The following is a 25,351-nucleotide window of genomic DNA, read 5'->3' as shown; positions in this document are numbered from 1 at the left end:
ACTTTAACCCCTAAAATTTTACTCAACTGAGACTTTGTAATTACATAAGTGATTTATTATATCGTTACGAATGTGTAATTGTTCCGGGGTTTGGTGGTTTTGTAACGAATACAAAATCGGCAATTATCAGCCCGTATTCCAAAACGTTTTATCCTCCTCATAAGCTCATTACTTTTAATAGTCATTTAAAAAATAATGATGGTTTATTAGCAAATTATATTGCAGCATTAGATCAAGTACCTTATGAGCATGCTTTAAATTTTATAAAATTTGAAGTTGGCCAATGGTATGATATTATTAAGCAATCAGATTTAACATTAGAATCTATAGGTAAATTTTCTTTAGATAATAATGATACTATAATCTTTGAAACTCAAACAGAGATTAATTATTTAACGGAATCATTTGGAATGTCTTCTTTTGTTCTACCAGAAGTAAAAAGAGAAACGTTACTTAAGGAAACTCCACCAATTGTTGCAAGACCAGTTCAGTTAGAGGCAAAAAGGAAAAAAGAATCTAATGCCTTTTTAAAATATGCAGCTATATTTGTAATAGGGCTTTCTTTATTAGGATTAGGTGCTAATTCTATTTATCAAAAAAACCTTTCAGAGCAGCAAATTATTGCCAATCAAGAACAGGAACGCGAAACTCAAACTAAAATTGAAAAAGCAACTTTTATTGTTTCTGAAGCTTTACCTTCATTAAGTGTAGAGGTAACGTTAGATAAAAAACCTTATCATATTATAGCGGGTGCTTTTCGTTATCCAGAAAACGCACAGCGTTTGGTTAATCAATTAACGACTAGTGGTTATAAGGCAAGAATTTTAGGTGTTAACAAATGGGGATTAACTCAAGTTTCTTATGAAAGTTATAGCGAAATAAATGACGCTATCAATAGCCTATACAGAATTAGAGAAACGGAAGCTAATGATGCTGCCTGGTTATTGACTCAAGATTTGTAAAGACCATTACCATTCTACACCCTTCCATAAGCGAAGTACTTACTACAATTAATATTTTTTTCATAATACTATTTATTTAGAGTTACCGTTCTATCTTTGCCTACTTAAATAACGATTAACTTTTTTAAAATGAAAATAAAAACTCCAAAAGAATCTTTAACGATATTAACTGATATGGTACTGCCTGGAGAAACGAATTCTTTACATAACCTTTTTGGTGGTGAGCTTTTAGCAAGAATGGATAGAGCTTGTAGTATTGCCGCACAAAGGCACTCAAATAGAATTGTAGTAACGGCGTCTGTAAATCACGTAGCTTTTAATAAAGCCGTACCTGTAGGTAGTGTGTTAATTATAGAATCGAAGGTTTCTAGAGCTTTTAACTCGTCTATGGAAGTTTATGCTGATGTATGGACAGAAGATCGTGAGAGTGGTGAAAAATCAAAGGTGAACGAAGGTATTTATACTTTTGTTGCGGTTGATTTAACGGGCTCTCCTGTAAAAGTACCTGTTATTAAACCAGAAACAGAATTAGAAAAAGAGCGTTTTGAAGGAGCTCTACGCAGAAAGCAATTAAGTTTAATTTTGTCTGGTAAAATGAAACCTGAAGAAGCTGATGAGTTAAAGGCTCTTTTTGGTTAAGTCTTTAAAGAAGTTTACCAATCCAAGATTCAGGATTTTGAGGCTGTATCTCTTTCATAAAACTGAATATAAGAACGGTTTTACCATTAATCGCATCCGTATGAATTGTGCCTATTTCAACACCAGTATCAACATTATCGCCTAATTTAACCAATACATCATCAAGGTTTTTATATGCAGTAATGTAATTACCATGTTGAATCAATACCATTTTTTTTCTACCAGATTGTAATTGGATAGACAACACTTTTCCCTTAAAAATAGCTCTAGCTTTTGCTCCTTTTTCTGTTGCAATATGTATACCACTTGAATTAATGGTGATACCTGGCATTGTAGGGTGTTTTTGAGTTCCGAATTTTCTGATAATAAGACCTTTTTTGACCGGCCATGGTAATTTACCTTTATTTGCAACTAGATTATTAGCCAATTTTTTATTTTCAGGTGTTAAATGAAAGCCCGAAGATGCTTTTTTCCCAGTTCCTTTATTTGACTTGGCAATGGCAGCTGCAATAATTTTGTCTACTTGTCGGTCTATTTTACGCTCTTCAGCTTGTTTACTTTTTATTTGAGAAATATATTTTCTTTCTTTTGCTTTTACTTTACCGACCAATCTTACTTGTGTGTTTTTTTCACGGCCAATGCTATCTTTTTGTTGTGTGTGAAGAGCAATGAGCAATCGTTTTTCGTCTTCTTTATTTCGTAAAGAATCGGTTAAGACACTTAATTTATTTGCGGAAATCTTTATTTGTTCTCCTTGTTGTTTTCTATAAGTAGCGTACTGTTTTATATACTGTAAACGTTTATAGGCTTGCGTAAAACTTTCTGAGGATAGTAAAAATAGCAAGCGACTTTGTTTATTTTTACTTTTATATGAACTCACCACCATGTTGGCGTAATCCTTTTTTAAAACAGATAGATTTTTCTCTAAGGAATTAATTTCCTTTTCATTTTTTGCAATGGCTTCTGAAAGCACTTCTGCCTCCTCGTCAATGGTTCTAATTAATCGAGAACGAACGCTTATTATTTTAGTTAAATCATCAAGTTCAGACAATAAGGTCTCGGCTTCTTTTTTCGATTTAAATAAAAGATTTTGCGTTTCTTTTATTTCTTCTTGTAGTTGTTTTCTCTTTTTTTCTAATTGAGATTTTGATTGCCCCAACGAAGAAATCGTGAAGAATATGGAGATAATAATAAATAAGACAACTCTAAAGTTCATATTACAAAACTATCCTTTTTTAGATAAATAGCATTTCAGATTTTAAAAATATTTCAACAAAGTTATGCCAATTTATTTGGACTAAAATATTTTATTATTTCAGCTCTATTTTTTCGTAATTTTTTGGTATTTCAAAAGGGAAACTAAGTGATTTATTGAATTCAACGGACTTATAATCAACATCTATGGTAGAAGTGTTTTTTTTGTCTGATGCAATAATGTAAATTTCTCTTGGGAAAAATTCATTTTCTATAGTTTCATAGTTGGCATAATTAATAACCAACGTATTGTTTTCGTCTTTTTGATTCAGTTGTTGACTATTAATTTTAAAGTTAATAGGGTTTATCAAAAAGAGAATATCAAATAAAGGGTGACTAACTTTTGGTTTTAACTGATAATTTTTTTCAGAAAAAGAGATGTCAAAAGACTCTTTTTTAAGGTCTAGTAAACTCTGCCCCAATAAAAGATCTTGTACTTTTTGAAAATCTAATTCGGTACCTAAAAAATTACTCAATAAGGTAAAATCACCATCAAAATAGGTTCTGTTTATTTTTTCGTAAAAGCTAACTCTATTAGGTGTTATTAATACTTTACCTACAGAAAAACCTAATTTTGTTAGGCTAATCCAGATTGTTTGATCTTTTTGAAGTCTTAATGAACCCGTTACACTTGGTAAATTACTTTTTCCTTTATATTTAATTTTCAACTTGGCATTGATGGTCTTTTTATCAAAGGAATTGATATAATGATTCTTGATTACTCTTTTAGATGACAAAGTCGTATTCTCTGATGTGTTTGTTACTTTTTTTGATTTACACGCCGAAAATGACAACATAACAATAACTATAAAAGCAATATTTTTTAACATTTTATGATTTTTTTTGTCTTATTGCTGTTGCTTTATTATAATTCTTAGAAGCTTCAACATTATTTTTTAGTCCTTTATAGCTCAACCCCATTTGATCATAAAAATCAGCTTCAAGGACAGCATCATCAACTATATAATCTAATCCTACTTCTAATTTAAGAAGTGCTTGATCATATTTTTTGGTATAATTAAGAGCTTTAGCATTCATTAAATAAACGAAAGGTTGGGCAGGAAAAAGTTCTGTTCCTGTTGCACTTTCTTTTTCCAGCTCTAAATATTTCTCTTTTTCATTTAACCTAATTAATAACTGCTTTAATACTCTAAATGATTTTTCAGATTGATAGGTAGTTTTTAGTTCCGTTAAAGACTGTTCTTCTATATTTTTGTCAGTAGTTTCATTTACTGGAGTTGAAACGCTACCGCTTAAAATGGATTCTTTAAAGGGTAGTAAATTTTCGTCTAATGTTCCCTTTTTTTCTAAATCTAATAGAATTTTTTTAGCGTCTTCAATTTGATTATTTTTAATATACAGAATAACTAAATCTAATTCGGAATTGGCATTTTTCTCAGCAATTTTTTTCTGAACTTCTAAAGCTGCTTTAAAGTTGTTTTGACGGTTATAAATATCTCTAAGTAAAATTTGCATAAACAAATTATTTACATCTTTTTTTAAAGCAATTTGTACGAAGGCTTCAGCTTCAGTGTATTTTGCTAATTCAAAGTAATTTTTACCAAACTCAAAATTTAATGCCTTGTCATCGCTTCTTATATCTTGACATTTTTCTAAAGCTACGATAGCTTGGTCAAAATTTCCGATAGCTTTTTGCTGCAAGGCTTCAAAGAAATACTTTTCAAAATCGAGATTGCTTTGTTCTTTTTTAAGCTCTTCGACATCTTTTGTTTCTAAAAATATTTGAGCCAATGAATCATTCTGAGTAAATCCTATAAAAGAAAAACTCATCATAATTAAAACTATGATATGCTTAATCCACTTTGTCATTAAACTTAAACCAAATTAGAATAATCGCCTATGCTTATTGAGGTGAAATCACCATTGTATTCAACATTGTTACCAATCATTGCATTATCTAAAGTTGCATTTTTAATAGTAGTATTCGTTTGAATTAATGAATTACTAATTGTTGAGTTTTCTACTACACTATTTGTGCCAAGTGATACATTCGGGCCAATTTTAGCATTAATTAACTTTACATTATCGCCGATATAGCATGGTTCTATAATTTCTGAATTTTCCAAAATTACAGATGTTGATACCAAGTTTTGTCCGGCTTGCTTTGCAAATTGCAACACTCTACCATTTGTTTCAACGGTGATTGCTTTATTACCACAATCCATCCATTCGTCAACTTGACCAGGTACAAACTTCATACCTTTTTTCTTCATGTTTTCTAATGCATCAGTTAATTGATATTCGCCTTTATCTTTGATGTCGTTATCTAACAAATACTGAATTTCGTCTCGTAAAATTTCTCCTTTTTTAAAGTAATAGATACCTATAATGGCTAAATCTGAAATAAATGTTTCTGGTTTCTCAACGAAATCAGTAATAATACCATCTTGCATTTTTATAACACCATAAGCACTAGGGTTTTCAACTTGTTTTACCCAAATAGCACCATCTGCATTTTCATCAAGTGTAAAATCAGCTTTAAAAAGCGTGTCGGCAAAAGCTACAACGCAAGGACCATTTAAAGATTCCTTTGCACATTGTATAGCATGAGCTGTACCTAAAGCTGTTTCTTGAACTGTTACCACACCTTTTGCACCTAAATCTTTTGCAATAGCTAATAATTTACTTTCAGTATCTTTAGGAAAAGTAGGACCTATAATAAAAGCAATTTCTTCAACATCTTGTTTTAAAACAGCGGCAATATCTTCAACCAGTCGTTGTACGATAGGTTTTCCGGCTATTAATGTTAAAGGTTTAGGAATTGTTAAAGTGTGAGGTCTTAGGCGAGAACCTATACCTGCCATAGGGACAATAATCTTCATAAGTAACTTTGTTTTTAAAGAAAGCAAATATAGTTATTTGAACTGGTTTAGTATTTTTCCATAAATGCTCCATCTTTAACGGTGTAATGGAAGTGAATATTGTTGGTTTTACTCGTTTTTTGCCATTGTTCTACAAGGTTTTTGTAGTTTGATGCATCAGCGATTATTGTTTTTGGTTTCATTTGATCTATTAATCGGTCTAAATTTATCTTTGGTGAGTTTCGCAACCAAATTATTTCTGGATTGATATTTAGATTTTTGTAAATGCCAAAACTGTCAATTACAACTATTCTTTTAGCCCCAAATTGATATGTATCTTTTATTAAATCTTCATCGGATTCAAGCTTTGAATTTGTGCCAATTAAATAGTCCTTAATAAACCCTTTATTGGTTATACTGTCAAAACTATGTTCAATACTGGTGTTATTACCATTTCTATTTAAAAGAATAGAATACCTCGGTTTATTAAAAATTACAAATTCAGAACCATGCTCGGTATTGTATTTTTCTAGAATTAAATTCGATTGAAATAAAATAACAGCTATTAAAATATATTTTATGGCAGTTTTGTTTTTAGTTTCAAACCAATTAAAAAATGTGATTATAAGCAAATAGCTTAAAATGGTAGAAACTATGGTAAAAGAAATGTTCTGAAATAAGAAAGACTCTTGTTTTCCTATCCAACCCACAGTTGCATTTAGAATAGAGATTACTTCTTCATAGACATTGGCAATGAAAGTCGGTAATATGCCAAATAGAGCGAGGAGAATTACTATTATCCCTAATCCTAAAATTATCCCTAAAAAGGGAATAATTATAAGATTGGCGACAAAAAACAGCCCTGGAAATTGGTGAAAATAATACAAACTTAGAGGCAAAACACCTAATTGAGCGGCTATAGAAACCGTAAATAATTGCCAAGTGTAATCAATTACTTTATATTTGGGTTTCCATAGATTATATAATTTTGGCTGTACCCATACGATAAAAAACACAGCTAAATAACTGAGTTGAAAACCTACTTCAAAAAGATAAAAAGGATTAAATAATAACAGAAAGAAAATAGATATTAATAAGGTTTTGTATGTGTTAATCTCTTTTTTGGTTGCTAGTGCTATGGCAACGGCAGTAAACATTGTTACTGCTCTAATAACTGACGCTGATAATCCCGCAATAAAGGCAAATGCCCATAAAAAGAGTACAACAACGCTTAATTTTATAATCTTACCATGTTTTAGTCTTTCTAAAGGTTTAAACAAAAAGTTGAGCAGTAATAAAATTATTCCTACATGCAATCCTGAAACAGCCAAAATGTGTATGGCTCCGGCATTTTGGTAATTCTCTATTATTTCTTTTGATATTTCTTGACGCTGTCCTAACAGTAATGCATTTATTATGGCTAACTCGTCACCTTTAAATCCATTTTCATGTAATGAACTATTTATTTTTTTTCTAAGGGAATGTGCTAGTCCTTTTAAAGATGTTTTATTATTATTTAAGGGTATTATGGCTCCATTATAAATTGTCATATAATGATGAACCTGTTGTTTGATCAAGTAATTTTTGTAATTAAATTGAAATGGATTTAAAGGTTTATTAATTTCCTTGAAATCTTCAAAAACCATGATTTTATCATCTATGGAAAAATCATTCTTTGTGGAATCTTTTAAGATATTAATCTTTATTTTTCCTACCGACCGAGCACCGTTAATGTTGACCACTTTAGCAATATAGCTATCGTAATAACGATTTGGCTTTAAAATGTCTACAATTATTAACTCCGTTTCATTTGAATTATCTGACAAATGGTTGAGATAATTTTTTTTATTTACATTAGGGTTTTTAAAGGTAATTGAAGCAAAACCTATCAGCATAAAAATGGTGTAAGTACAGAAAGTAAAATAATGATACAGATTTTCTTTTTTCTTTGAAAGCAAGTATGTTACTAATAGTAATAGAATGGAAAAAACTAAGAGAGCACTAACCAAGAAAATACTTAATTCAATATAGAACCCTAACACAATACCAATAATTAAAAAAAAGACAAGTTGTGCAGGTATGTATTTTAGTATGTTCAAATATGTACAGTATTAAATAAGTCTCAATTTACCATTTATTGTTAAATCTATACCATTTGTTAAGAAAAACAATACTTACGTTTAATTTACTTTAAATTAATCCTTTTCTGACCTATCTTTGAGGTAAGTATCAACCCAAATACTTAAAAACATTGTGAATAGTCAACGTACTATTTAAAGAAATTAAATTTAGAGTTATTTAATTAAAAGCCTCATCTGCATCTCATGTCATTTGGGGCTTTTCCCATTTTTAAAGCCAACTATTTTTCTCTTTTTTTATTCCTTCTTTTTTGATAATTAATTACCGAACTTTGCATTTTAAAACCGGCTGATTTAGCAGAATGCAATCGAAACCAAAAGTTACCTTTACATATATTAATAAATTAGCAATACCGGCACTAATAGCAGGTATTGCAGAACCATTGCTTTCTTTAACAGATACTGCAATAGTAGGTAATATTGATGTGAATGCTACAGAGGCATTGGCTGCGGTAGGTATTGCAGGTTCCTTTTTGTCTGCTTTAATCTGGATTTTAGCTCAAACACGTTCGGCTATATCTGCCATAATTTCCCGTTATTTTGGAGCTAATAGATTAGATGAAATACAATCTTTACCAACCCAAATTATTGTTATTAATTTAGCATTAAGTGCTATTCTGTATTTCGTATCCATTGCTTTTGTTGAATTTATTTTTAAACTCTATAATGCAGAGGGACTTATTTTGAATTATACAGTTTCTTATTATAAGATTAGAGCGGTTGGGCTACCATTAACGTTATTAGTGTTTTCAATTTTTGGTGTTTTTAGAGGTTTGCAAAACACGTTTTGGCCTATGATAATTAGTATTACTGGCTTGCTTTTGAATGTTGGTTTAGACTTTGTTTTGGTATTTGGTATTGAGGGTTTTATTCCAGCAATGCATATTGAAGGTGCCGCTTATGCCAGTCTTATTTCTCAAGTTGTTATGGCGGTAATGGCTTTGTATTTGTTCATTAAAAAAACTCCTTTCAAACTAAAATTTCAATGGCCATTTAATAAGGAAATCAAACGATTGCTATTGTTGAGTTTAAACTTATTTATAAGAGCATTATCTTTAAATATTGCCATTTATTTTGCTAATTCTTACGCCACTGCTTATGGTAATAATTATATAGCAGCACAAACTATCGCATTTCAAATATGGCTTTTTTTCTCCTTTTTTATTGATGGGTATGCAAGTGTTGGTAACATCGTTTCGGGTAGATTGTTAGGAGAAAAGGATTATAGAAGTTTATGGAAATTAAGTGTCGATTTGAGTAAATATGCCATTGTTATTGCATTTATATTATCCACAATTTGTTTTATATTTTATGTTCCCATTGGAAAAGCTTTTTCTAAAGATGTTGAAGTTTTAGATTCCTTTTATGCTATATTTTGGATTGTTTTATTAATGCAACCCTTAAATGCCATTGCCTTTGTTTTTGACGGATTGTTTAAAGGCTTGGCAGAGGCAGTAACGTTAAGAAATACACTATTAATCGCGACATTCATAGGGTTTATACCGGTGTTATTAATTGGAGATCATTACGGATTAAAACTATATGCAATATGGATAGCCTTTACCGTTTGGATGTTTTTAAGAACAATTATATTGGTGATTGTTTTTAGGAAGAAGTATTTGGACAATACTACTATTTAGAGTTATAAATCAACCCTGCAGCTTTATCACTTGCACCTTTACCACCTAATTTTTTTTCTAATTCAAAATAGTCTAAAAAGAGCTTTTCCCTGTATTTATTGTCCAATATTTTAGTGAGTTCTTTCTCTAATCTTTTCGGGTTAAAGTCGTGCTGAATAAGTTCAGTAACTACTTCACGATCCATGATTAGATTGACCAGTGATATGAATTTTAACGTGATAATTCGTTTAGCTATTTGATAGGATATATTACTCGCTTTATAGCACACCACTTGTGGTATTTTAAACAAAGCGGTTTCTAATGTGGCAGTACCAGATGTAACTAACGCAGCGTATGAAACGGATAACAAATCATACGTTTTGTTTGAAATAAACTTAACGTCAGATTCCTTTATAAAAGGTTTATAAAATTCAAAATCTTGACTTGGTGCACCTGCAATTACAAATTGATAGTCCTTAAATTTATCAACCATTTTAAGCATAACTGAAAGCATTTTGGTTATTTCTTGCTTGCGACTTCCAGGTAATAGGGCTATAATAGGTTTTTCGTTTAGGTTGTATTCTTTCCGAAATGCTTTTTCACTTACTTGTGTTCTATCTGAAATAGCATCAATCAAAGGATGGCCTACAAAATTTACTGTATAATTATATTTTTCGTAAAAAGCCTCTTCAAAAGGTAAGATGACAAACAGGTTATCTATATCACGCTTAATGTCTTTTACGCGACTTGCTCTTGATGCCCAAACTTGAGGTGAAATATAATAGTTGGTTTTAAAACCTTCTTTTTTTGCCCATTTTGCGATACGCAAATTGAAACCAGAATTATCAACAAAAATAATATGATTTGGTTGGTATTGTGCAATATCTTTTTTGCAGAAAGAAATGAGCCCTAAAATTTTACGAAGATTGAAAATAACTTCAGAAAAACCCATAAAAGCCCGGTCTTTATAATGCTTAACTAAAGTACCACCAACGGATTCCATCAAGTCTCCTCCCCAGAACCTAAACTCAGCATTTACATCTTTTTTCTGCAATGCTTTCATTAGGTTTGAAGCATGTAAATCTCCTGAGGCTTCTCCAACAATGATGTAATATTTCACTTTATATATTTTATTCTAATGTACTGTTTGTACGAGTGATTTTAGATACAAATTTTGCAGATTTCATCCTCAAAATTCACTCATCCCGAATCGTCGGGAGACATTTTTATTAAGAACTTAGAACATGATAACTTACGCTATATCATCTTCAAATTATTAACTTCTTGCTGTGTTAAGTGCTTCCAATGTCCTCTTGGTAAGTTTTTCTTGGTCATACCAGCAAAAATAACACGGTCTAATTTAGTCACTTTATATCCAAAATGTTCAAATATTTTTCTAACAATTCGGTTTCTTCCAGAGTGAATTTCAATACCGATTTCTGTTTTTGATTCATTTTCTATATAAGAAATGGCATCTACAAAAACCATTTTACCTTCTAGTACAAAGTTCTCAGAAATTTTTTGTAAATCGGTTAAGGCTAATTTTTTATCCAGTGATGCATGATATAATTTTTTAATATTATGCTTTGGGTGTGTTAGCTTTTTAGCCATTTCACCATCGTTAGTGAAAAGTAATAAACCCGTAGTATTTCTATCCAATCTTCCTACTGGGTAAATGCGTTCTTTTGTAGCTTTACCAACCAATTCCATTACAGTATGTCTACCACGTTCATCATCCATAGTGGTAATGTAATTCTTTGGTTTATTAAGTAAAACATAGCGTTTTGGTTCCGGATTAATTGATACGTCATCAAAACGAACATCATCTGTCGGTTTTACTTTATAGCCCATTTCGGTAATTACTTTACCGTTAACAGTAGCACTTCCAGCTTTAATGTAGGTGTCAGCCTCTCTACGAGAACAAATTCCAGAATTGGAAATGTATTTATTCAATCTGATTTCGGTAGGCTCTTCAAGACGTTGTTTTGGGCTGTCTTTTCTGATGTCCTTTCTATATGGATTTGCTTTACCTTTTGTAAAAGTTTTACCTTTATTAAAAGACTTTCTTACTGTAGTTGATTTCTTTTTTGAATCTGAATTCGGAGAAGACGTTTTGGCTTGTCGTCCTCTCGACGAGTTTTGTTTTGCCATTTTATATATTTTTTAGAACTTCTTATAGTTAGAAGTTTGAACGGCAAAATTAATACATTTAGGGAAGTTATACCAATTTAATTTTATAATGTCGTATAATTGAATTGAATTAATTTTTGCAAGATTGAGGCAAGATATTTTAGTATAGCTTTTGTTCTAGTTAATTATTTTAACGAAAATATTGCGAAAATTAAACAATTTCAATGCGACATTATAAAATTAAATTGGTATTTATCTACTCTTTAATCTCAATTATTTGTTGTCGCTCTCTGTTTACCATAAGTTTAGTAACATCTGGCCGTGAATAATGCCCAACAGGATCGAAATTCTGACGTTCTTCTAATACACGATTAAAATCTAATGTTTCAATAAGTAGCCCTTCTTTATGTAAAACAGGTTCTAACAACCATTCACCATCCGGACCAGCAATACACGAACCTCCATTGGCTAAAACTTCTGGAGCATTTTTAAGTATTTTTTCTAAATGTGGTGTGTTTTTAGGAAAATCACTTTTAGCCATTAAGCTAGATACAGAGATTACAAACGAACGTGATTCTCTTGCTATAAATCGAGTTATGTCTTTGGTGTTATGGTCACTGCCAGGCCAAACTGCAATATGTAGATCTTCTCCCATACCATACAAAGCAGTTCTTGGTAATGGCATCCAATTCTCCCAACAATTTAAACCACCCACGGTAAATTTTTTAAGTGGATGTACTCGTAATCCGTTTCCATCTCCAGGAGCCCAAGTTAAACGCTCATCATAGGTTGGTTGAAGTTTTCTATGTACCGACTGTATTTCTCCTTTCTGATTGATATAAACAAGCGAGCAATATAAACTATGACCTCCCCTATTTTTGGCTCTTTCAATTATACCTAAATATATGGCTATGGCATTTTCTTGTGCCAATTTGCAAATACTGTCTAGCTCTCCAGCTTCAATTTGAATGGAATTATTTGCATAATGTGCATGGAGTTCTTTATTTGTTTTAGTATTCCACTCTGCACCGCCTGTTAGTGCCAGCCAAAAAGGATAACCTGGCAATAGAGCCTCTCCAAAAACAACTAATTCACAATTTTGATTCGCAGCCGTTTTAATATTTGAAGCTATTTTTTCAAGAGTTTTGTCTTTATCTAACCAAACAGGTGAAATTTGAGCCAAAGCAACTTTTAGTAAATGTGAATTCATCTGTTATTATTTTTTAGTGGTCAGATGGAATGCCAAGACTATGATATTGGTGTTATCCAAATTTTAGTTAGGCATTTCATAATAATCTTTTTATTATTACAGAAGTATCTATAAATGCTAAACTAAACACACCAGCAATAATTAATAATTTAAGAATGGTATGCAAGAGCATGTAATTTTTTTTGGTATTTGATCGCCATAATAAGATTAGAAAGACTAATAAGACTAATGCCGAGAAATAAAAATAATACTTCATTAAACCTATTTCAGGATATTTTAATAAGAATGAAATAGGAGGTATGGTTAAAAATACAATGAGTGTAATAAGTGTTTTTGTAAACCGTTCGCCATATTTTATGGGTAATGTCATATAGTTTGAAACAATATCACCCTGCATGGTTTCTAAATCTTTGATAAGTTCTCTGATTAGTAATATAAAAAACAGGAAACAAGCATGGGTGAAAATGATAGTAGAAAAGTTCCTATAATAAACAAAAATCACAAAAAAGGGTAGTAGGGCTAAAATGGCGGCAGAAAATAATTTTATTAATGGATAATGACGTAGTTTGTGAGAATAAAACCAGATTGCAAAAATATAAACTGCAAAAAATATAGCTGCTTTCCATGATACAAAAAAAGCAAAAGCAAAACCTAAAAAGTTAAGTGTAAAGTAAATATATAATTTGGTTTGTTGATTAACAATGCTATCTAGCTTTGTTTTTTGAGGTTTATTTATTTTATCTTTATCTACATCGTAAAAGTTATTGATTATATAACCCGCTGCAATTACACATATAGTCGCTAAAACTATTAGATACAAATCTAAATTAAGTATGACACCACGTAAAGATTTTTCAGGAGCAAAAATAAATATAGACGCTAAATATTGAGCAATTACGATAATTACAATATTATAACCTCTTACTACAGATAGTAAACTGAAAAATTTATAATAAAAAGGGTATTTTTTTGGTTTTTTGGGTGTGTTCTCTTCCGCGGCTTTAAGTAAGTCCATAACCCATAATTAAAATCTGTAAACTAATTCTAATTTATAATTTTTTAGAATTTCTTGAGCTTTTGCATAGTCAGGTGTAAAACCTAAAATATAGCCACCTCCACCTGAACCACATAATTTTAAATAATAGGCATTGCTATCAATACCATGTTGCCAAAGTTTATGGAATGCTTTGGGAATCATTGGTTTAAAATTAGCCAACACCACTTTAGAGAGTTGTTTTACATTTCCAAAAAGTGATTTTGCATTTCCATGTAAAAAATCATCAATACAAGCATCAGTATATTTTGCAAAATCTTCATTGATCATTTTTCTAAAGCCTTCATTTTTCATTTTATTCATAAAAAGGCTAACCATAGGTTCAGTTTCACCAATTTGTTCAGAATCTAATAAAAACACAGCACCTTTACCTTCTTTTTGTGATGGTATTCCGGTTGGTTCTAAATTATCTTTAGAGTTGATAAGAATAGGTAAACTTAAATAGCTGTTTAAAGGATCTAATCCAGAACTTTTACCATGAAAGAAAGATTCCATCATTCCAAAAATTCCTTTTAATTTCAATAATTTATCTCTGGTTAAATTTTCTAATACGGTAATTTTGTCATCGGCATATTTGTCGTAGATAGCAGCTACTAACGCACCTGAACTTCCAACACCATAACCTTGAGGTATACTAGAATCGAAATACATACCATTTTGTATATCTCGTTTTAATTCATCCAATCTAAAATGTACAATATTGTTATCAGTATCCGATAAATAGTTATAATATTTCAATAAATTTTCATTGGATTTTTTAGCAGTATCCGATAAATTATTTGATGTTTTTAAGGCACCTTTAAAAAAATTATATGGTATCGCCAAACCTTTGGAATCTTTTATAATTCCGTACTCACCAAAGAGTAAAATTTTAGCATAAAATAAAGGTCCTTTCATCAATTTATGAATATTAACATAGTATTTGGTTGCAAATATAATATAATCTCACTAATAAGAATGCTTCTATGGTTCTTAAACGCTGTTATATAACGTTTATTATCAAAACAAACGTCATTGTTTAATCTTCTATTGTGCCATCATAATAATATACTTGCCATGTTTCTGATTTTTTTCCATTGGCATATTTACCTTCGGCTTTTAACTTTCCACTTTTATAATGTTCTTTCCAATCACCAATTCTTTCTCCGAGTTTATAGTTGCCAGATTCTGAAAGTTGAGCGTTTTCATGATATGCTACATAAGCACCATCAATTTTACCATTAACATAAGAATATTCACTTTTTAACGGTCCACTTTTATAATAATTTTTGCGTAAACCATGCGGTACGTTGTTTTTATAATGAACGGTTTGCATTATTTTTCCATTAGGGTGGTACCAAATTACTTTTCCGTGAAGGACTTCTTCATTTTCTTTTAATGATAAGGCTTCCATTTGTTTAGTACCATCGATATAATAGTCTTTCCACCAATAGCCATTATCTTTTTTATCAGGTGCGGGTCTGTAATATGAGGCTTGGGCTCGTGCTGTTTCTCCCCAATTGGAATCGTACCATAGGGTGTCTTTTTGAGCAAATAAAAATGTAGAAAAAAGGAATGTAAGTAGGCAAAATAATGTAGTTAAGTTTTTCATGACCGAAATTTTAAGTTAATAAAATCCAAAACGATATACTTAGCTTTTGCATGATTAAGCTCTATTTGTATATAGTTTTGCTATTTCAGTTTGAATTTATTATAACGTTGTATCGGTCAAAAAATCAAAAGAACAAATTATAAAAGGATAGGAAATCTATTGAATTTGCCTCGCTCCAAATCCGACCCTGTCACAAATATAATGATTATTTTGACAAAATTGAATTAATTCACTGATAATAAAATCGTTAACACTTTCCTTCTCTTTTTCAGGAAATAAGATGTGAACATTGGCACCAGCATCTAATGTAAAGCAAATGTTTGAGTTTGTCTTTTCTCTGAATGCCCAAATCTTATTTATTATTTCTAACGTGTTTGGCTTCATTAAAATAAAATAAGGATGACTGGTCATCATCATAGAATGGAGCGTAAGTGCTTCACTTTCAACAATACTTATAAACGATTTTAAGTCGCCCGTTTTTAAAGTTTCTGAGATTTTAATCATGTTTTCATTCGCTTGAACAAATCGTTGTTGAGCAAAAGAATGATTGTTCATTAAGTTATGACCAACGGTACTTGACACTTGTTTTTCTCCTTTATCTACTAACAAAATAGTATCGTGGTAGTTCTTGAAATTTTCATGAACAGTTCCTGAAAATTTTATACCAAATAAGTCAGAACTATTTTCAATTTTATGGTGTTCACCCCAAACTACTAAGGGGCCTTCAATACTTCTTGCTGCACTACCGGAACCTAAACGTGCTAAAAAAGAGGCTTTTTTATAAAAAAGTTCGTCAGAAATATCTGGATTTAGAGCTTTTTCCATGCTCAAAATACATAAAGTTAATGCCGCCATTCCGCTGGCCGAAGAGGCAATACCACTACTGTGAGGAAATGTATTACGCGTTTTTATTACAAAATTATAGTCTGAAATATAAGGGACATATTGTTTTATACGCTCAAAGAACTTTTCTATTTTTGGTTTAAAATCATCTTTTTTTTCATCTTCAAAATAGATGTCGAAATCAATATTTTCATTAGGTAAACCCTTGCTAAAATTAATAGTAGTTAATGTTGAACAAGCATCTAAGGTAAAACTAATCGAAGCATTTTCAGGAAGTTGCGGCTCTCTTTTTCCCCAATATTTTATTAAGGCAATATTACTGGGAGCTTTCCAAGTGAAAGAGCCATCTTCTAATATTTTGCTGTGAGTTGGTTTGTAAATTAAATCGTTCTGTTCCAAAATTGTGATTTTATGCAAATATAAATGTTAGCCAACAAGTTTTTTAGTTTTTTTTGACTTATTAAAAGAAACCAAGGTAATACCGATAATTACGATAACTGCTCCTAATAATTGCATTAAGGTTAATCGTTCATCAAGAAAAATGTAAGCTAAAATTATCGTAGATACTGGACCAATACTGCCAATGATTGAAAAATTAGAAGCTCCTATTTTTTTAATGGCTAATGAGACTAAAAACGATGGAATTAATGTTGATAAAATAGCCATCATAAAACCAAGTAGATATACTTGATATGAGTATTGAAAAACACTAGTTCTGTCGAATATTAGATAATGAATAATGACACAAACTGATGATATTATCATGGCGTATGATGTAAAACGTAATACACCAAATTTTGGTATTAACCAACCGCTACCAACGAGATACGAGGCATAGGTTAGAGCACTTAAAAAGATTAAAAATCCGCCAAGGAGAATATGGTCACCGTTATATTGCAATTCTCCACTAAATGTTATAATTACGCCAAAATAGGTGATTAATATGGCGATAATCTGTTTTGGTGAAATTCTTTCTTTTAGGAAAATTCTTGAGATTAAAAGCACTAAAGTTGGGTAAACAAACAAGATAATTCTTTCCAAACCAGCCTTGATGTATTGTAAGCCTAAAAAATCGAAATAGCTGGCCAAATAATAGCCGATAAATCCAAAAAAGAGCAGCCACAGATAATCTTGTTTCTTAATATTTTGTGTTGATTTTGGTTTATCAAAGTATAGAATTATCAAATAGAAAGGAAGTGAAAAAAGCATCCTAAACAATAGTAAATGTAATGAACTTACATTGTATTGATAGGCCAATTTAACCATAATGGCTTTTGCGGAAAATAAAACAATTCCAACAATGGCAATAAGTACAGCAGAGTTTTTGATTTTTGAAAATAGCATGAGCAAATGTATTGTAATGCAATTTTCTGAATGTTATTAATTACTTAGAATTACGATGCTCAGTGTTGTTTTAGAGACTTTCTAATTTTTTAAGCACATCGTTTTTGTAGGTTCTGCTTATAGGGATGGCTTTGTTGCCAAGTTCTACAAATTCATTGGTAAACAAAGCTATTTTATTTATTGAGATTATAAATGAGCGATGTGTTCTTAAAAATTGATGTTGCGGAAGTTTCGCTTCAATATTGCTAATGGTTTCTCGGGTAGTAATGGTTTTATCAGTTAAATGAATTTGAATATAATCGCTTAAACTTTCAATATATAGTATTTCAGAAAAATTAATTTTTACCATTTTTCTATCAGCACGCACAAAGATAAAATCATTTTTTTCATGTGTTTCAACAATTGGCTTCCCTATAATTTCAATATTTTCATTGGTAAATTTATTGATAGCTTTCAATAAACGTTCAAAAGATATGGGTTTTAATAAATAATCAACAGCCTGTAAGTCAAACCCATCAATGGCATATTCGCGATAGGCGGTTGTGAAAATTACCTTTATATTTTTATTGATCGATTTCGCAAAAGCTAATCCCGATATTTCGGGCATATTAATATCTAAAAAGATCAAATCAATTTTATCTGAACTAATAGCATTAAAAGCTTCCACAGCATTTTTACATAATTTGGAAACCTTTATAATATCAATTTTTTGCAAATGCGTAGCTAAAATTTCACGGGCTATAGGTTCGTCATCAACAATTATGCAGTTAATCTGTTTCACCAATTTAGTTTGTTTTTAAGTTTAAAACGTTGAGGTTAACATTATACCAACCCTCAAATTCAGAAATATCTAATGTATAATTATCAATATACAAAATATCCAATCTTTTCTTTATGTTTTTAAGTCCAATACCTTCATTTTCTTTTATGGCTTCCTTTTGAATAGTGGTATTTTTTATTGTAAAATCAAGGTTGTCATTTGAAAACCGTATTACAATTTCTATGTTTATAAACCCATTTATTAAATGACCATGTTTAAATGCATTTTCTACGAATGGAATTAGAAGCATCGGAGCAATTTGAATGGTTTCAGGAATTTCATTAGAACTGAAACTCACTTTTAATGTGTCTTGAAAACGTATTTTTTCGAGTTCTATATATTCTTCAATATGGGCAATCTCTTCTTTTAAACTAACTTTAGGTTTGTTTACTTGGTATAAAATATAATCTAATAAATTTGATAATTTTAATATAATACCAGGTGTATCTTCAGATTGTTTTAAGGCAAACCCGTAAATGGTATTCAGTGTATTAAATAGAAAATGTGGGTGAATTTGCTTTTTTAAATATTGCAATTCTTGATTTTTAATCTGCAATTGGGTTTCCAAAATTTTGTTTTCTAAGGCTTTGTTTTTAGAAATGGTTTTAAGGTTATGGTTTAGCAAGCTTATAAAACTAAAAATGGCAACCACTAAATACACTAGAATTAAAACAAACACAAAGTTTCTGCTCATTGGTGGCATTTTTTTTATTTCCATATTTGATAAGAAAATAAAGCTCCCGAAAATAGCCAGCACAATCAGGTACGTGGAAAAAATAGCGGTGTATAAACTATAAAGACTGAAGAGAACATATTTTTTAGTTAATAAATATTTGGGAATTAAATAATACACCATAAAATACGTAGTAGCCATAGTTATGGGTAACAAAAAACTTGAAAACCAAGTAACATAGCTTGTATTATCAGAATTGTAGCTAAAGAAATAAACAAAGAAAAACCATACAATAATCCATATAATGAAATGTATGGGCACAAATTTGCTTTTATGAAAAAAATGTAAATTCACCATTGCAAGTTGCTTAATTAATTTGAATAAGTATAATTTCATAGGTGAATTACCAATTTAACCTTGTTTTTTACACAAAAAAGAACCAAAGAAGGTTAATATGGTTAATAATCACCCTTATTTGTTGTTCTATCGCTAATTCATAAACGTAATGAAAACAATAGTTACATTTACTATTATTAATCTTAAAATTTAAAAAATTATGTTATTTGATAGACTGAATGAAGGAGGGCCAACTTTTATGTATCCTTTACTTCTAATTTTATTTTTGGTTATTGTTTTAATTATTCAAGGTTTCCTCAAAAAGGAATCTTCTGATAAGACCATTAAGTTAATAAGTTCCATAACATTATTTGCTTTAGTTTGGGGGTTTTTAGGTCAACTTATCGGTATGATTGGTGGATTTGATTCTATTCAAATTGCAAATCAGATTTCACCTGGTGTTTTGGCCGGAGGTTTAAAAGTAAGTTTGTTACCTCCTGTTTTTGGTATGGTTGTTTTTTTAATAGGTAGGCTGGGAATTATCGCTTTAACTTGGATAAAAAAATAAATTATGATAAGGTATATTACAATTTTAATCGTTTTTTTTATAAGTCTTTGTTTACAATCTCAATCAACTAAACTAGACAGCTTATTCAATGGTATTGAAGAAAGTAATAAGGCAATGGGTTCGGTTTCTATCTTTAAGGATGGAACGGAAGTTTACCATAAATCTATAGGTTTTTCTAATCTCGATTCAAAAACAAAAGCTGATGCGTTAACTAAATATAGAATAGGTTCTATTACCAAAACATTTACAGCTACAATAATAATGCAATTGATTGATGAAAAGAAACTAAATCTTAATTCGAATTTAAGTACTTATTTTCGTGAAATTGAAAATGCCGAGATAATAACAATAGAACATCTTTTGTATCATAGAAGTGGTTTACATAATGTAACCAATGAAGATGGCTTTATAAAGTGGATAAGTGAACCGAGAACGCGTAAAGAAATGCTTGAAAAGTTCATTAAAAACGGTGTAAATTTTGAACCCAATGAAAAAACAGCATATTCAAATACAAACTATATTTTACTTTCTTATATAGCTGAGGATATTGATAAAAAAACCTTCTCAGAAATTTTAAGCGATAGAATTTCTAATCCAATTAAATTGGATAGAACAATTTATGGAAAAGTTATTAAGCCGAGTGAGAATGAAGCGGTTTCCTATTATCAAGAAGATTCAGAATGGAAGCCAATCACCTTAGAAACTGATTTAACTGGGCCAATGGGGGCTGGGTCAATTGTGTCAACACCAAGAGAACTAAATGTTTTTTATGATAACTTATTTTCAGGAAATTTAGTTTCAAAAGACGCTCTAGAACAAATGAAATCTGTAAAAGAAAATATGGGTATGGGATTGTCTAAACTTGTTTTTAAAGGTTTAGAGGTATATGGTCATGATGGAGGAATTGATGGTTTTCGATCCATGACTGCTTATATACCGAGTAAAAATGTTTCGATTGCCTTTTCTTTTAATGCGGCAAACACTTCAATAACACCAATTTTGATCTCTATTTTAGAAACCTATTTTGGTGATGACCCTAGCCTTGAAAGTAAATCTAAAATTGCATTAAAGTCTGAGGATTTAGAGGTGTATTTGGGTGTTTATAGTGGAGAAACGTTTCCTGCAAAAGTAACTTTTACTAAAAAAGGAAATACATTATTTGCTCAAGCCACAGGGCAACCCATTTTTAAATTAATTGCGAGCGAAAAAGATAGTTTTACTTATGACTCCATGGGAATTAAATTTAGTTTTAATTTAGATGAAAAGGCTATGGTTCTTAATTTTGGAGGTAAAGTGCACAAGCTGCAAAAAGAATAATGGTTATTTTTGCTTCTTAAAATAGTTACATTGAACAGAAAAATAAAACTTATTTGGGATTTTAGAGGTCCCGAAGCTTTACCAACGGCAAAGCACCATGCCATTCATTTAAAGGAATTTGCGGTCAAGGAAAAGCTGTCATATCATGAAGTTGATGTTACTGAACATTCAGACTACTTTGCCATTGCCTTTATTGTTGTGGATGAAAAAGATATGCTTACCTACCGTGATGCGTTAAAGCCACATAGAGGAGAAGTAGCAAGTTAAACGTTTATTTCTCAATTGTTCTAAACGTCAAGTTTACCCTTGGTTTAAAAAATTTCTTTGTTGGTGGTAATCTATGTAACCAATGCGTTTGTGTTTCATCTTTCATTACTAACAAGCTACCATGTTCTAACACCAAAGAGACTACTTCTTTTGTTTCTTTATGTTTAAAAGCAAACTTACGTTCAGCACCAAAACTTAATGAACCAATCGCACCATTTTTCTTTAAATCTTTTTCGCCATCACTGTGCCAAGCCATACCTTCTGATCCGTTATGGTATAAATTCAATAAACAAGAATTAAAAATTTCTCCTGTTTTTTGTTCAATTAACTGTTTCAGTTCAATGAGTTCTTTGGTCCAGGGTAATGCTAATTTCGTATTGTTAGAATAGGTGTATTCAAAGGGTTTTTCAGCGTACCATGCTACTTTTCGCTTCGTTTCTATACGTTTTCCAAAAATTATAGCCACATCATTTTTCCACTGAATGGTTTTTAGTAGACTTTCGTAGTATTGGGTTGCTTTTTTAGGAGTTAATAACCGTCCATAATAATTTACGGTCCCTTCTTTTGGAAGAAGATTTAAATTAGGATCAATAAGGTCATCGAAAAGGTTCATTCAGAAAATTATTTTATCAAATGTATCATTTTTCTGCCATTGTATTCCCAACAATATGACCACCCGTCCAAGCATTTTGGAAATTAAATCCGCCTGTAACGGCGTCAATATTTAGCACTTCACCAGCAAAAAATAAATTACTGTGGAGTTTACTTTCAAAACGTTTAAAATTAACCTCTTTTAAGTTTATTCCTCCAGCGGTTACAAACTCCTCTTTAAAGGTGCTTTTTCCATTAGCATTAAACAGTCCTTGTGTAAGTTGATTGCTGAGGTTTTCGAGCTGTTTGTTCGATACATCTGCCCATTTAGAATTACTGTCAATTTCAGAAGCCAACACTAAGTTTTCCCAAAGGCGTTTTGGTATTTCTTGAAAAGCAGATTTAAGAATTATCTGTTTCTTTTGATTATCTTTTCTAATACTCTTTAAGCTTTCCAGAACATGTTGAGTTGGTTTTGATAGCCAATTCACTTCTACATTATATTGGTAGTCTTTCTCGGCTAAAAAACGAGCTCCAAATGCAGAAAGTTTTAAAATTGCCGGTCCACTCATTCCCCAATGGGTAATTAATAATGGTCCATTTGTTTGAAACTCTGAATTTACTATTGAAACTGTTGCATTTACTACAGATACCCCTGGAATTTCTTTGATACGTTTGTCATTTATTTTAAAAGTAAATAGTGACGGTACGGGCTGAATAATGGTATGTCCAAGTTTTTCCAACATTTCCCATATTTTAGTGTTACTGCCTGAAGCTATCAATAATTTATCAGCGATAAAATCACCTTTATTAGTTATTATGCTCCATTGATCTCCGGCCTTTTTAAAAGATTCGACTTTATGATTTAATTTAGTAACTATTCCCAGTTTTGTAGTTGACTTAAGCAATACATCCATAATGCTTTGTGAAGAATTGGATACAGGAAAAACGCGATTATCAGCTTCAATTTTTAATTCCACCCCTCTGTCCTCAAACCACTGCATTGTGTCGCCAGTCATAAATTGATGGAAAGGCCCAAGTAACTCTTTATTTCCCCTTGGGTAGAACTCACAAAGTTCTTTTGGATCAAAACAGGCATGTGTTACATTACATCTTCCACCGCCAGATATTTTTACTTTTTGAAGTACCTCCTTACCGCGTTCTAAAATAATAATTTTAGCATCTGGATTGTTTTCTGCACAGGTTATTGCAGCAAAAAATCCTGCAGCTCCACCACCAATAATTACTATTTTTTGTCGCATAATATCATGTCGGTATATGAAATTACTGTTCCAAAACCTTTTTGTTTGAAATATTCAGGCGTATCAACATTACCTGTAGCTAAAATAAAATCGCCTCCCCAAGCACCAAGGCTTTTCGTTTGACCAAAATAATCAGAAAAGAATTGTTCTTGAACAGGTTTTTGTTGAATTATTGTCGAAATAATCCGTTCATGTTCACTGATTATTTTTTCAAAAATTGATAAAGATTCAACAGTACTAATTTCATTGGTTAAATCAGAAATTTCACGGGTCAATTCATTTATGTTACCCTTAAAATTTCTGTACGAAGCAATACCTTCTCTACTATTTTGTTTTTTGTTGAGGTGCACAAAATAGAGTTGTTCTTTAAATGTTGGGTTATAAGCTATTGTTTCAACTATTGGTTTTTTATTTATTTTCTGATACAAAATTGGTTCGTCGTTTTGGGCACAAGCAATATCGTATCCGCTACCACCAAAATTAGAAAATTGCAATTTAAAAGCATCAACATTTGCCCATTGAGCAATGTTATTGATTAAGGTAGATGAAGAACCTAATCCCCAATTTCTTGGAAAATCAAGTGTTGATTTTAAATAATATCCCTGTTTTTCTGTGAGAAAGTTTGTCCCGAGTATTCGGGATTGCGATTTAGCACTTATTATTATTTCTCGAAGTTTTTCAGCTAATAAATCGCCACCACCCTCTTTACTAGATTCAAAAGTTGCCGAGATAATTCGCAATCTAGGTAAATCAAATTCAACTTGAAGCCATAACTCATTTTGGTCATTATAACTTTCCCAAATAAGTTTGTCTTCATTAATTTTTTTGATAGTAATGTTCTGCCCAAATTTTGTAGGTAAGGCCAAGGCTTTTGCTCCGTCAAGGACAAGGTATTCGCCAGTAAGCAGTAGTTTTCCGTTACTGTAATAAGTTTTCATTAGGTTCTATTTCTATTGTAAATAGGTAAAATTAAGAAAGATAAAGCACCAAATAACAATATCATTAATGTTTGGGCTGTCCACATTATCCATGCAAAAGCTCTTGCTGGATTGTCAGGTATATCATACAAAATAAGCACACTAGCAACGGCAATTGGGTAGGTTCCAAAACCTCCATTAGTTACTGCCATGCTTATTCCGCCAACCACAAAACCAACGATAATAGCTTCAAAAGGTAAGTTTGAGGTTTCTGGTAAGGCAAAACTCACTGCATAAAACATTAAAACATACATTAACCAAATAAATAAGGTATGGAAAATGAAAGACCATTTGTTGTCCATTTTAAAAATACTGATAGCACCTTCTACTAACCCGTTAATAAATTGCTTTATTTTAATAAAAAATGGGTTTTTTGATTTTTTGATGATAAAGTAAAAACTAATTGTCAATACTGCAATTACGGCAAATACAATATATTTTTGCATGCCACTGCCTTCCTCTTTAAATAAATATTCTGATAGTAATTCAGCTTGTAGAAAAAAGGCTAACCCTATAATTCCCATTAACATAATAGCGTCTGCAATACGTTCAGCAACGATAGTTCCAAAAGCTTTTTCAAATGGGATGTTTTCGTACTTTGAAATCCCCGTTGCACGAGCAATTTCACCAGCACGTGGTATACCAAGATTCACTAAATATGCAACAAGGACGGTCATTACACTATTGGCAAATTTTGGCTTATAACCCAACGGTTTTAACATGAATTGCCAACGATATGCTCTTGATAAATGACTTAAAGCCCCTAAAACTAAAGACAGCAATACCCACCAATAATTAGCTTCCTTAAATGAGTTAATTATAGCAGTTTTATCTTCTGGTGTTAGTTTTGATAAAAAATACCAAACTAAAAAAACTCCCAAGGCAATTGGGAGTATTAAAAATAATGATTTTCTAAGTTTTTTGTTCAATAAGG

General features: G+C 31.0%; 25 protein-coding genes and 1 pseudogene. 7 read left to right on the top strand and 19 right to left on the bottom strand.

Translation table 11 applies throughout. The annotated features are described in order from the left end of the window. Positions 1-26 precede the first annotated feature (26 nt). The 3 genes and pseudogenes from D3P13_RS22415 to D3P13_RS04485 form a co-directional block, all read left to right on the top strand. Positions 27-395, top strand: a pseudogene (locus tag D3P13_RS22415) (HU domain-containing protein); the annotation flags it as partial. Between the two features lie 15 nt (positions 396-410). Next, positions 411-962 carry an SPOR domain-containing protein gene (locus D3P13_RS04490; protein WP_117880074.1) on the top strand — a complete coding sequence of 184 codons (552 nt, stop codon included), beginning with the start codon at positions 411-413 and terminating at the stop codon, positions 960-962. 129 nt (positions 963-1,091) lie between these two features. Next, a complete protein-coding gene (locus tag D3P13_RS04485) occupies positions 1,092-1,601 on the top strand; it encodes an acyl-CoA thioesterase (protein ID WP_117880073.1) in 510 nt (169 codons plus the stop codon). Between the two features lie 4 nt (positions 1,602-1,605). Here the strand turns inward: D3P13_RS04485 and D3P13_RS04480 are convergent, their stop codons facing one another. The 5 genes from D3P13_RS04480 to D3P13_RS04460 form a co-directional block, all read right to left on the bottom strand. Then, positions 1,606-2,817 carry a murein hydrolase activator EnvC family protein gene (locus tag D3P13_RS04480; protein WP_117880072.1) on the bottom strand — a complete coding sequence of 404 codons (1,212 nt, stop codon included), beginning with the start codon at positions 2,815-2,817 and terminating at the stop codon, positions 1,606-1,608. A 94-nt stretch (positions 2,818-2,911) separates the two neighbouring features. Further along, positions 2,912-3,685, bottom strand: coding sequence for a DUF4292 domain-containing protein (locus tag D3P13_RS04475; RefSeq protein ID WP_117880071.1), 774 nt, complete (start codon positions 3,683-3,685; stop codon positions 2,912-2,914). A gap of 1 nt (position 3,686) precedes the next feature. Beyond that, positions 3,687-4,685, bottom strand: coding sequence for a tetratricopeptide repeat protein (locus tag D3P13_RS04470; protein ID WP_157972827.1), 999 nt, complete (start codon positions 4,683-4,685; stop codon positions 3,687-3,689). A gap of 5 nt (positions 4,686-4,690) precedes the next feature. Next, positions 4,691-5,698 (bottom strand): sugar phosphate nucleotidyltransferase, encoded by a 1,008-nt coding sequence (locus tag D3P13_RS04465; RefSeq protein WP_117880069.1) that lies wholly within the window; start codon positions 5,696-5,698, stop codon positions 4,691-4,693. 47 nt (positions 5,699-5,745) lie between these two features. Further along, positions 5,746-7,719 (bottom strand): ComEC/Rec2 family competence protein, encoded by a 1,974-nt coding sequence (locus tag D3P13_RS04460; RefSeq protein ID WP_232829134.1) that lies wholly within the window; start codon positions 7,717-7,719, stop codon positions 5,746-5,748. A 398-nt stretch (positions 7,720-8,117) separates the two neighbouring features. On the opposite strand from D3P13_RS04460, the gene D3P13_RS04455 reads away from it, so the two are divergent. Then, positions 8,118-9,455 (top strand): MATE family efflux transporter, encoded by a 1,338-nt coding sequence (locus D3P13_RS04455; protein WP_117880067.1) that lies wholly within the window; start codon positions 8,118-8,120, stop codon positions 9,453-9,455. Here the strand turns inward: D3P13_RS04455 and lpxB are convergent. From lpxB to D3P13_RS04405, 10 genes are all read right to left on the bottom strand, one after another. Further along, the gene (gene lpxB, locus D3P13_RS04450; protein WP_117880066.1) at positions 9,448-10,554 is read right to left on the bottom strand and encodes a lipid-A-disaccharide synthase; all 1,107 of its coding nucleotides are present in this window, start codon (positions 10,552-10,554) and stop codon (positions 9,448-9,450) included. The genes D3P13_RS04455 and lpxB overlap by 8 nt on opposite strands. Positions 10,555-10,691: 137 nt before the next feature. After that, positions 10,692-11,585, bottom strand: a complete 894-nt coding sequence (locus D3P13_RS04445) for a pseudouridine synthase (protein ID WP_117880065.1) — start codon at positions 11,583-11,585, stop codon at positions 10,692-10,694. A 235-nt stretch (positions 11,586-11,820) separates the two neighbouring features. Further along, positions 11,821-12,774 carry a carbon-nitrogen hydrolase family protein gene (locus D3P13_RS04440; RefSeq protein ID WP_117880064.1) on the bottom strand — a complete coding sequence of 318 codons (954 nt, stop codon included), beginning with the start codon at positions 12,772-12,774 and terminating at the stop codon, positions 11,821-11,823. Positions 12,775-12,850: 76 nt separating this feature from the next. Then, a complete protein-coding gene (locus D3P13_RS04435) occupies positions 12,851-13,789 on the bottom strand; it encodes a geranylgeranylglycerol-phosphate geranylgeranyltransferase (RefSeq protein ID WP_117880063.1) in 939 nt (312 codons plus the stop codon). Positions 13,790-13,798: 9 nt separating this feature from the next. After that, positions 13,799-14,725, bottom strand: coding sequence for a mevalonate kinase family protein (locus tag D3P13_RS04430; RefSeq protein ID WP_117880062.1), 927 nt, complete (start codon positions 14,723-14,725; stop codon positions 13,799-13,801). 121 nt (positions 14,726-14,846) lie between these two features. Then, a complete protein-coding gene (locus D3P13_RS04425) occupies positions 14,847-15,419 on the bottom strand; it encodes a toxin-antitoxin system YwqK family antitoxin (protein ID WP_117880061.1) in 573 nt (190 codons plus the stop codon). A gap of 156 nt (positions 15,420-15,575) precedes the next feature. Next, the gene (locus tag D3P13_RS04420; protein ID WP_394336448.1) at positions 15,576-16,661 is read right to left on the bottom strand and encodes a diphosphomevalonate/mevalonate 3,5-bisphosphate decarboxylase family protein; all 1,086 of its coding nucleotides are present in this window, start codon (positions 16,659-16,661) and stop codon (positions 15,576-15,578) included. Positions 16,662-16,688: 27 nt separating this feature from the next. Next, positions 16,689-17,606: a DMT family transporter gene (locus tag D3P13_RS04415; protein ID WP_117880060.1), complete on the bottom strand. Its 918-nt coding sequence runs from the start codon at positions 17,604-17,606 to the stop codon at positions 16,689-16,691. 70 nt (positions 17,607-17,676) lie between these two features. Then, the gene (locus tag D3P13_RS04410; RefSeq protein WP_449374873.1) at positions 17,677-18,387 is read right to left on the bottom strand and encodes a LytR/AlgR family response regulator transcription factor; all 711 of its coding nucleotides are present in this window, start codon (positions 18,385-18,387) and stop codon (positions 17,677-17,679) included. 4 nt (positions 18,388-18,391) lie between these two features. Continuing rightward, complete coding sequence (locus D3P13_RS04405; RefSeq protein ID WP_232829128.1) at positions 18,392-19,144, bottom strand: sensor histidine kinase; 753 nt, start codon at positions 19,142-19,144, stop codon at positions 18,392-18,394. Between the two features lie 511 nt (positions 19,145-19,655). On the opposite strand from D3P13_RS04405, the gene D3P13_RS04400 reads away from it, so the two are divergent. Genes D3P13_RS04400 through D3P13_RS04390 form a run of 3 tightly spaced genes read left to right on the top strand, consistent with a single transcriptional unit; the run spans position 19,656 to position 21,587 of the window. Then, positions 19,656-20,003 (top strand): MotA/TolQ/ExbB proton channel family protein, encoded by a 348-nt coding sequence (locus D3P13_RS04400; RefSeq protein ID WP_117880057.1) that lies wholly within the window; start codon positions 19,656-19,658, stop codon positions 20,001-20,003. A 3-nt stretch (positions 20,004-20,006) separates the two neighbouring features. After that, positions 20,007-21,320 (top strand): serine hydrolase domain-containing protein, encoded by a 1,314-nt coding sequence (locus D3P13_RS04395; RefSeq protein WP_117880056.1) that lies wholly within the window; start codon positions 20,007-20,009, stop codon positions 21,318-21,320. A 30-nt stretch (positions 21,321-21,350) separates the two neighbouring features. Beyond that, complete coding sequence (locus tag D3P13_RS04390) at positions 21,351-21,587, top strand: hypothetical protein (RefSeq protein WP_117880055.1); 237 nt, start codon at positions 21,351-21,353, stop codon at positions 21,585-21,587. A gap of 4 nt (positions 21,588-21,591) precedes the next feature. Here the strand turns inward: D3P13_RS04390 and D3P13_RS04385 are convergent, their stop codons facing one another. Genes D3P13_RS04385 through D3P13_RS04370 form a run of 4 tightly spaced genes read right to left on the bottom strand, consistent with a single transcriptional unit; the run spans position 21,592 to position 25,346 of the window. Beyond that, a complete protein-coding gene (locus D3P13_RS04385) occupies positions 21,592-22,200 on the bottom strand; it encodes an alpha-ketoglutarate-dependent dioxygenase AlkB family protein (RefSeq protein ID WP_117880054.1) in 609 nt (202 codons plus the stop codon). A gap of 25 nt (positions 22,201-22,225) precedes the next feature. Continuing rightward, on the bottom strand, positions 22,226-23,440 hold the full coding sequence (locus tag D3P13_RS04380) for a BaiN/RdsA family NAD(P)/FAD-dependent oxidoreductase (protein WP_117880053.1): 1,215 nt from the start codon (positions 23,438-23,440) through the stop codon (positions 22,226-22,228). Next, positions 23,425-24,378: a GYDIA family GHMP kinase gene (locus tag D3P13_RS04375; protein ID WP_117880052.1), complete on the bottom strand. Its 954-nt coding sequence runs from the start codon at positions 24,376-24,378 to the stop codon at positions 23,425-23,427. The genes D3P13_RS04380 and D3P13_RS04375 overlap by 16 nt, the downstream gene beginning before the upstream one ends. After that, on the bottom strand, positions 24,378-25,346 hold the full coding sequence (locus tag D3P13_RS04370; protein WP_117880051.1) for a lysylphosphatidylglycerol synthase transmembrane domain-containing protein: 969 nt from the start codon (positions 25,344-25,346) through the stop codon (positions 24,378-24,380). The genes D3P13_RS04375 and D3P13_RS04370 overlap by 1 nt, the downstream gene beginning before the upstream one ends. Between the last annotated feature and the right edge of the window lie 5 nt (positions 25,347-25,351).

The sequence above is a fragment of the Aureibaculum luteum genome (assembly GCF_003449015.1).
GTDB classification, from domain to species: domain Bacteria; phylum Bacteroidota; class Bacteroidia; order Flavobacteriales; family Flavobacteriaceae; genus Aureibaculum; species Aureibaculum luteum.
The sequence above is the reverse complement of the archived record's forward strand: the minus strand, read 5'-3'. Positions and strand labels throughout refer to the sequence as shown.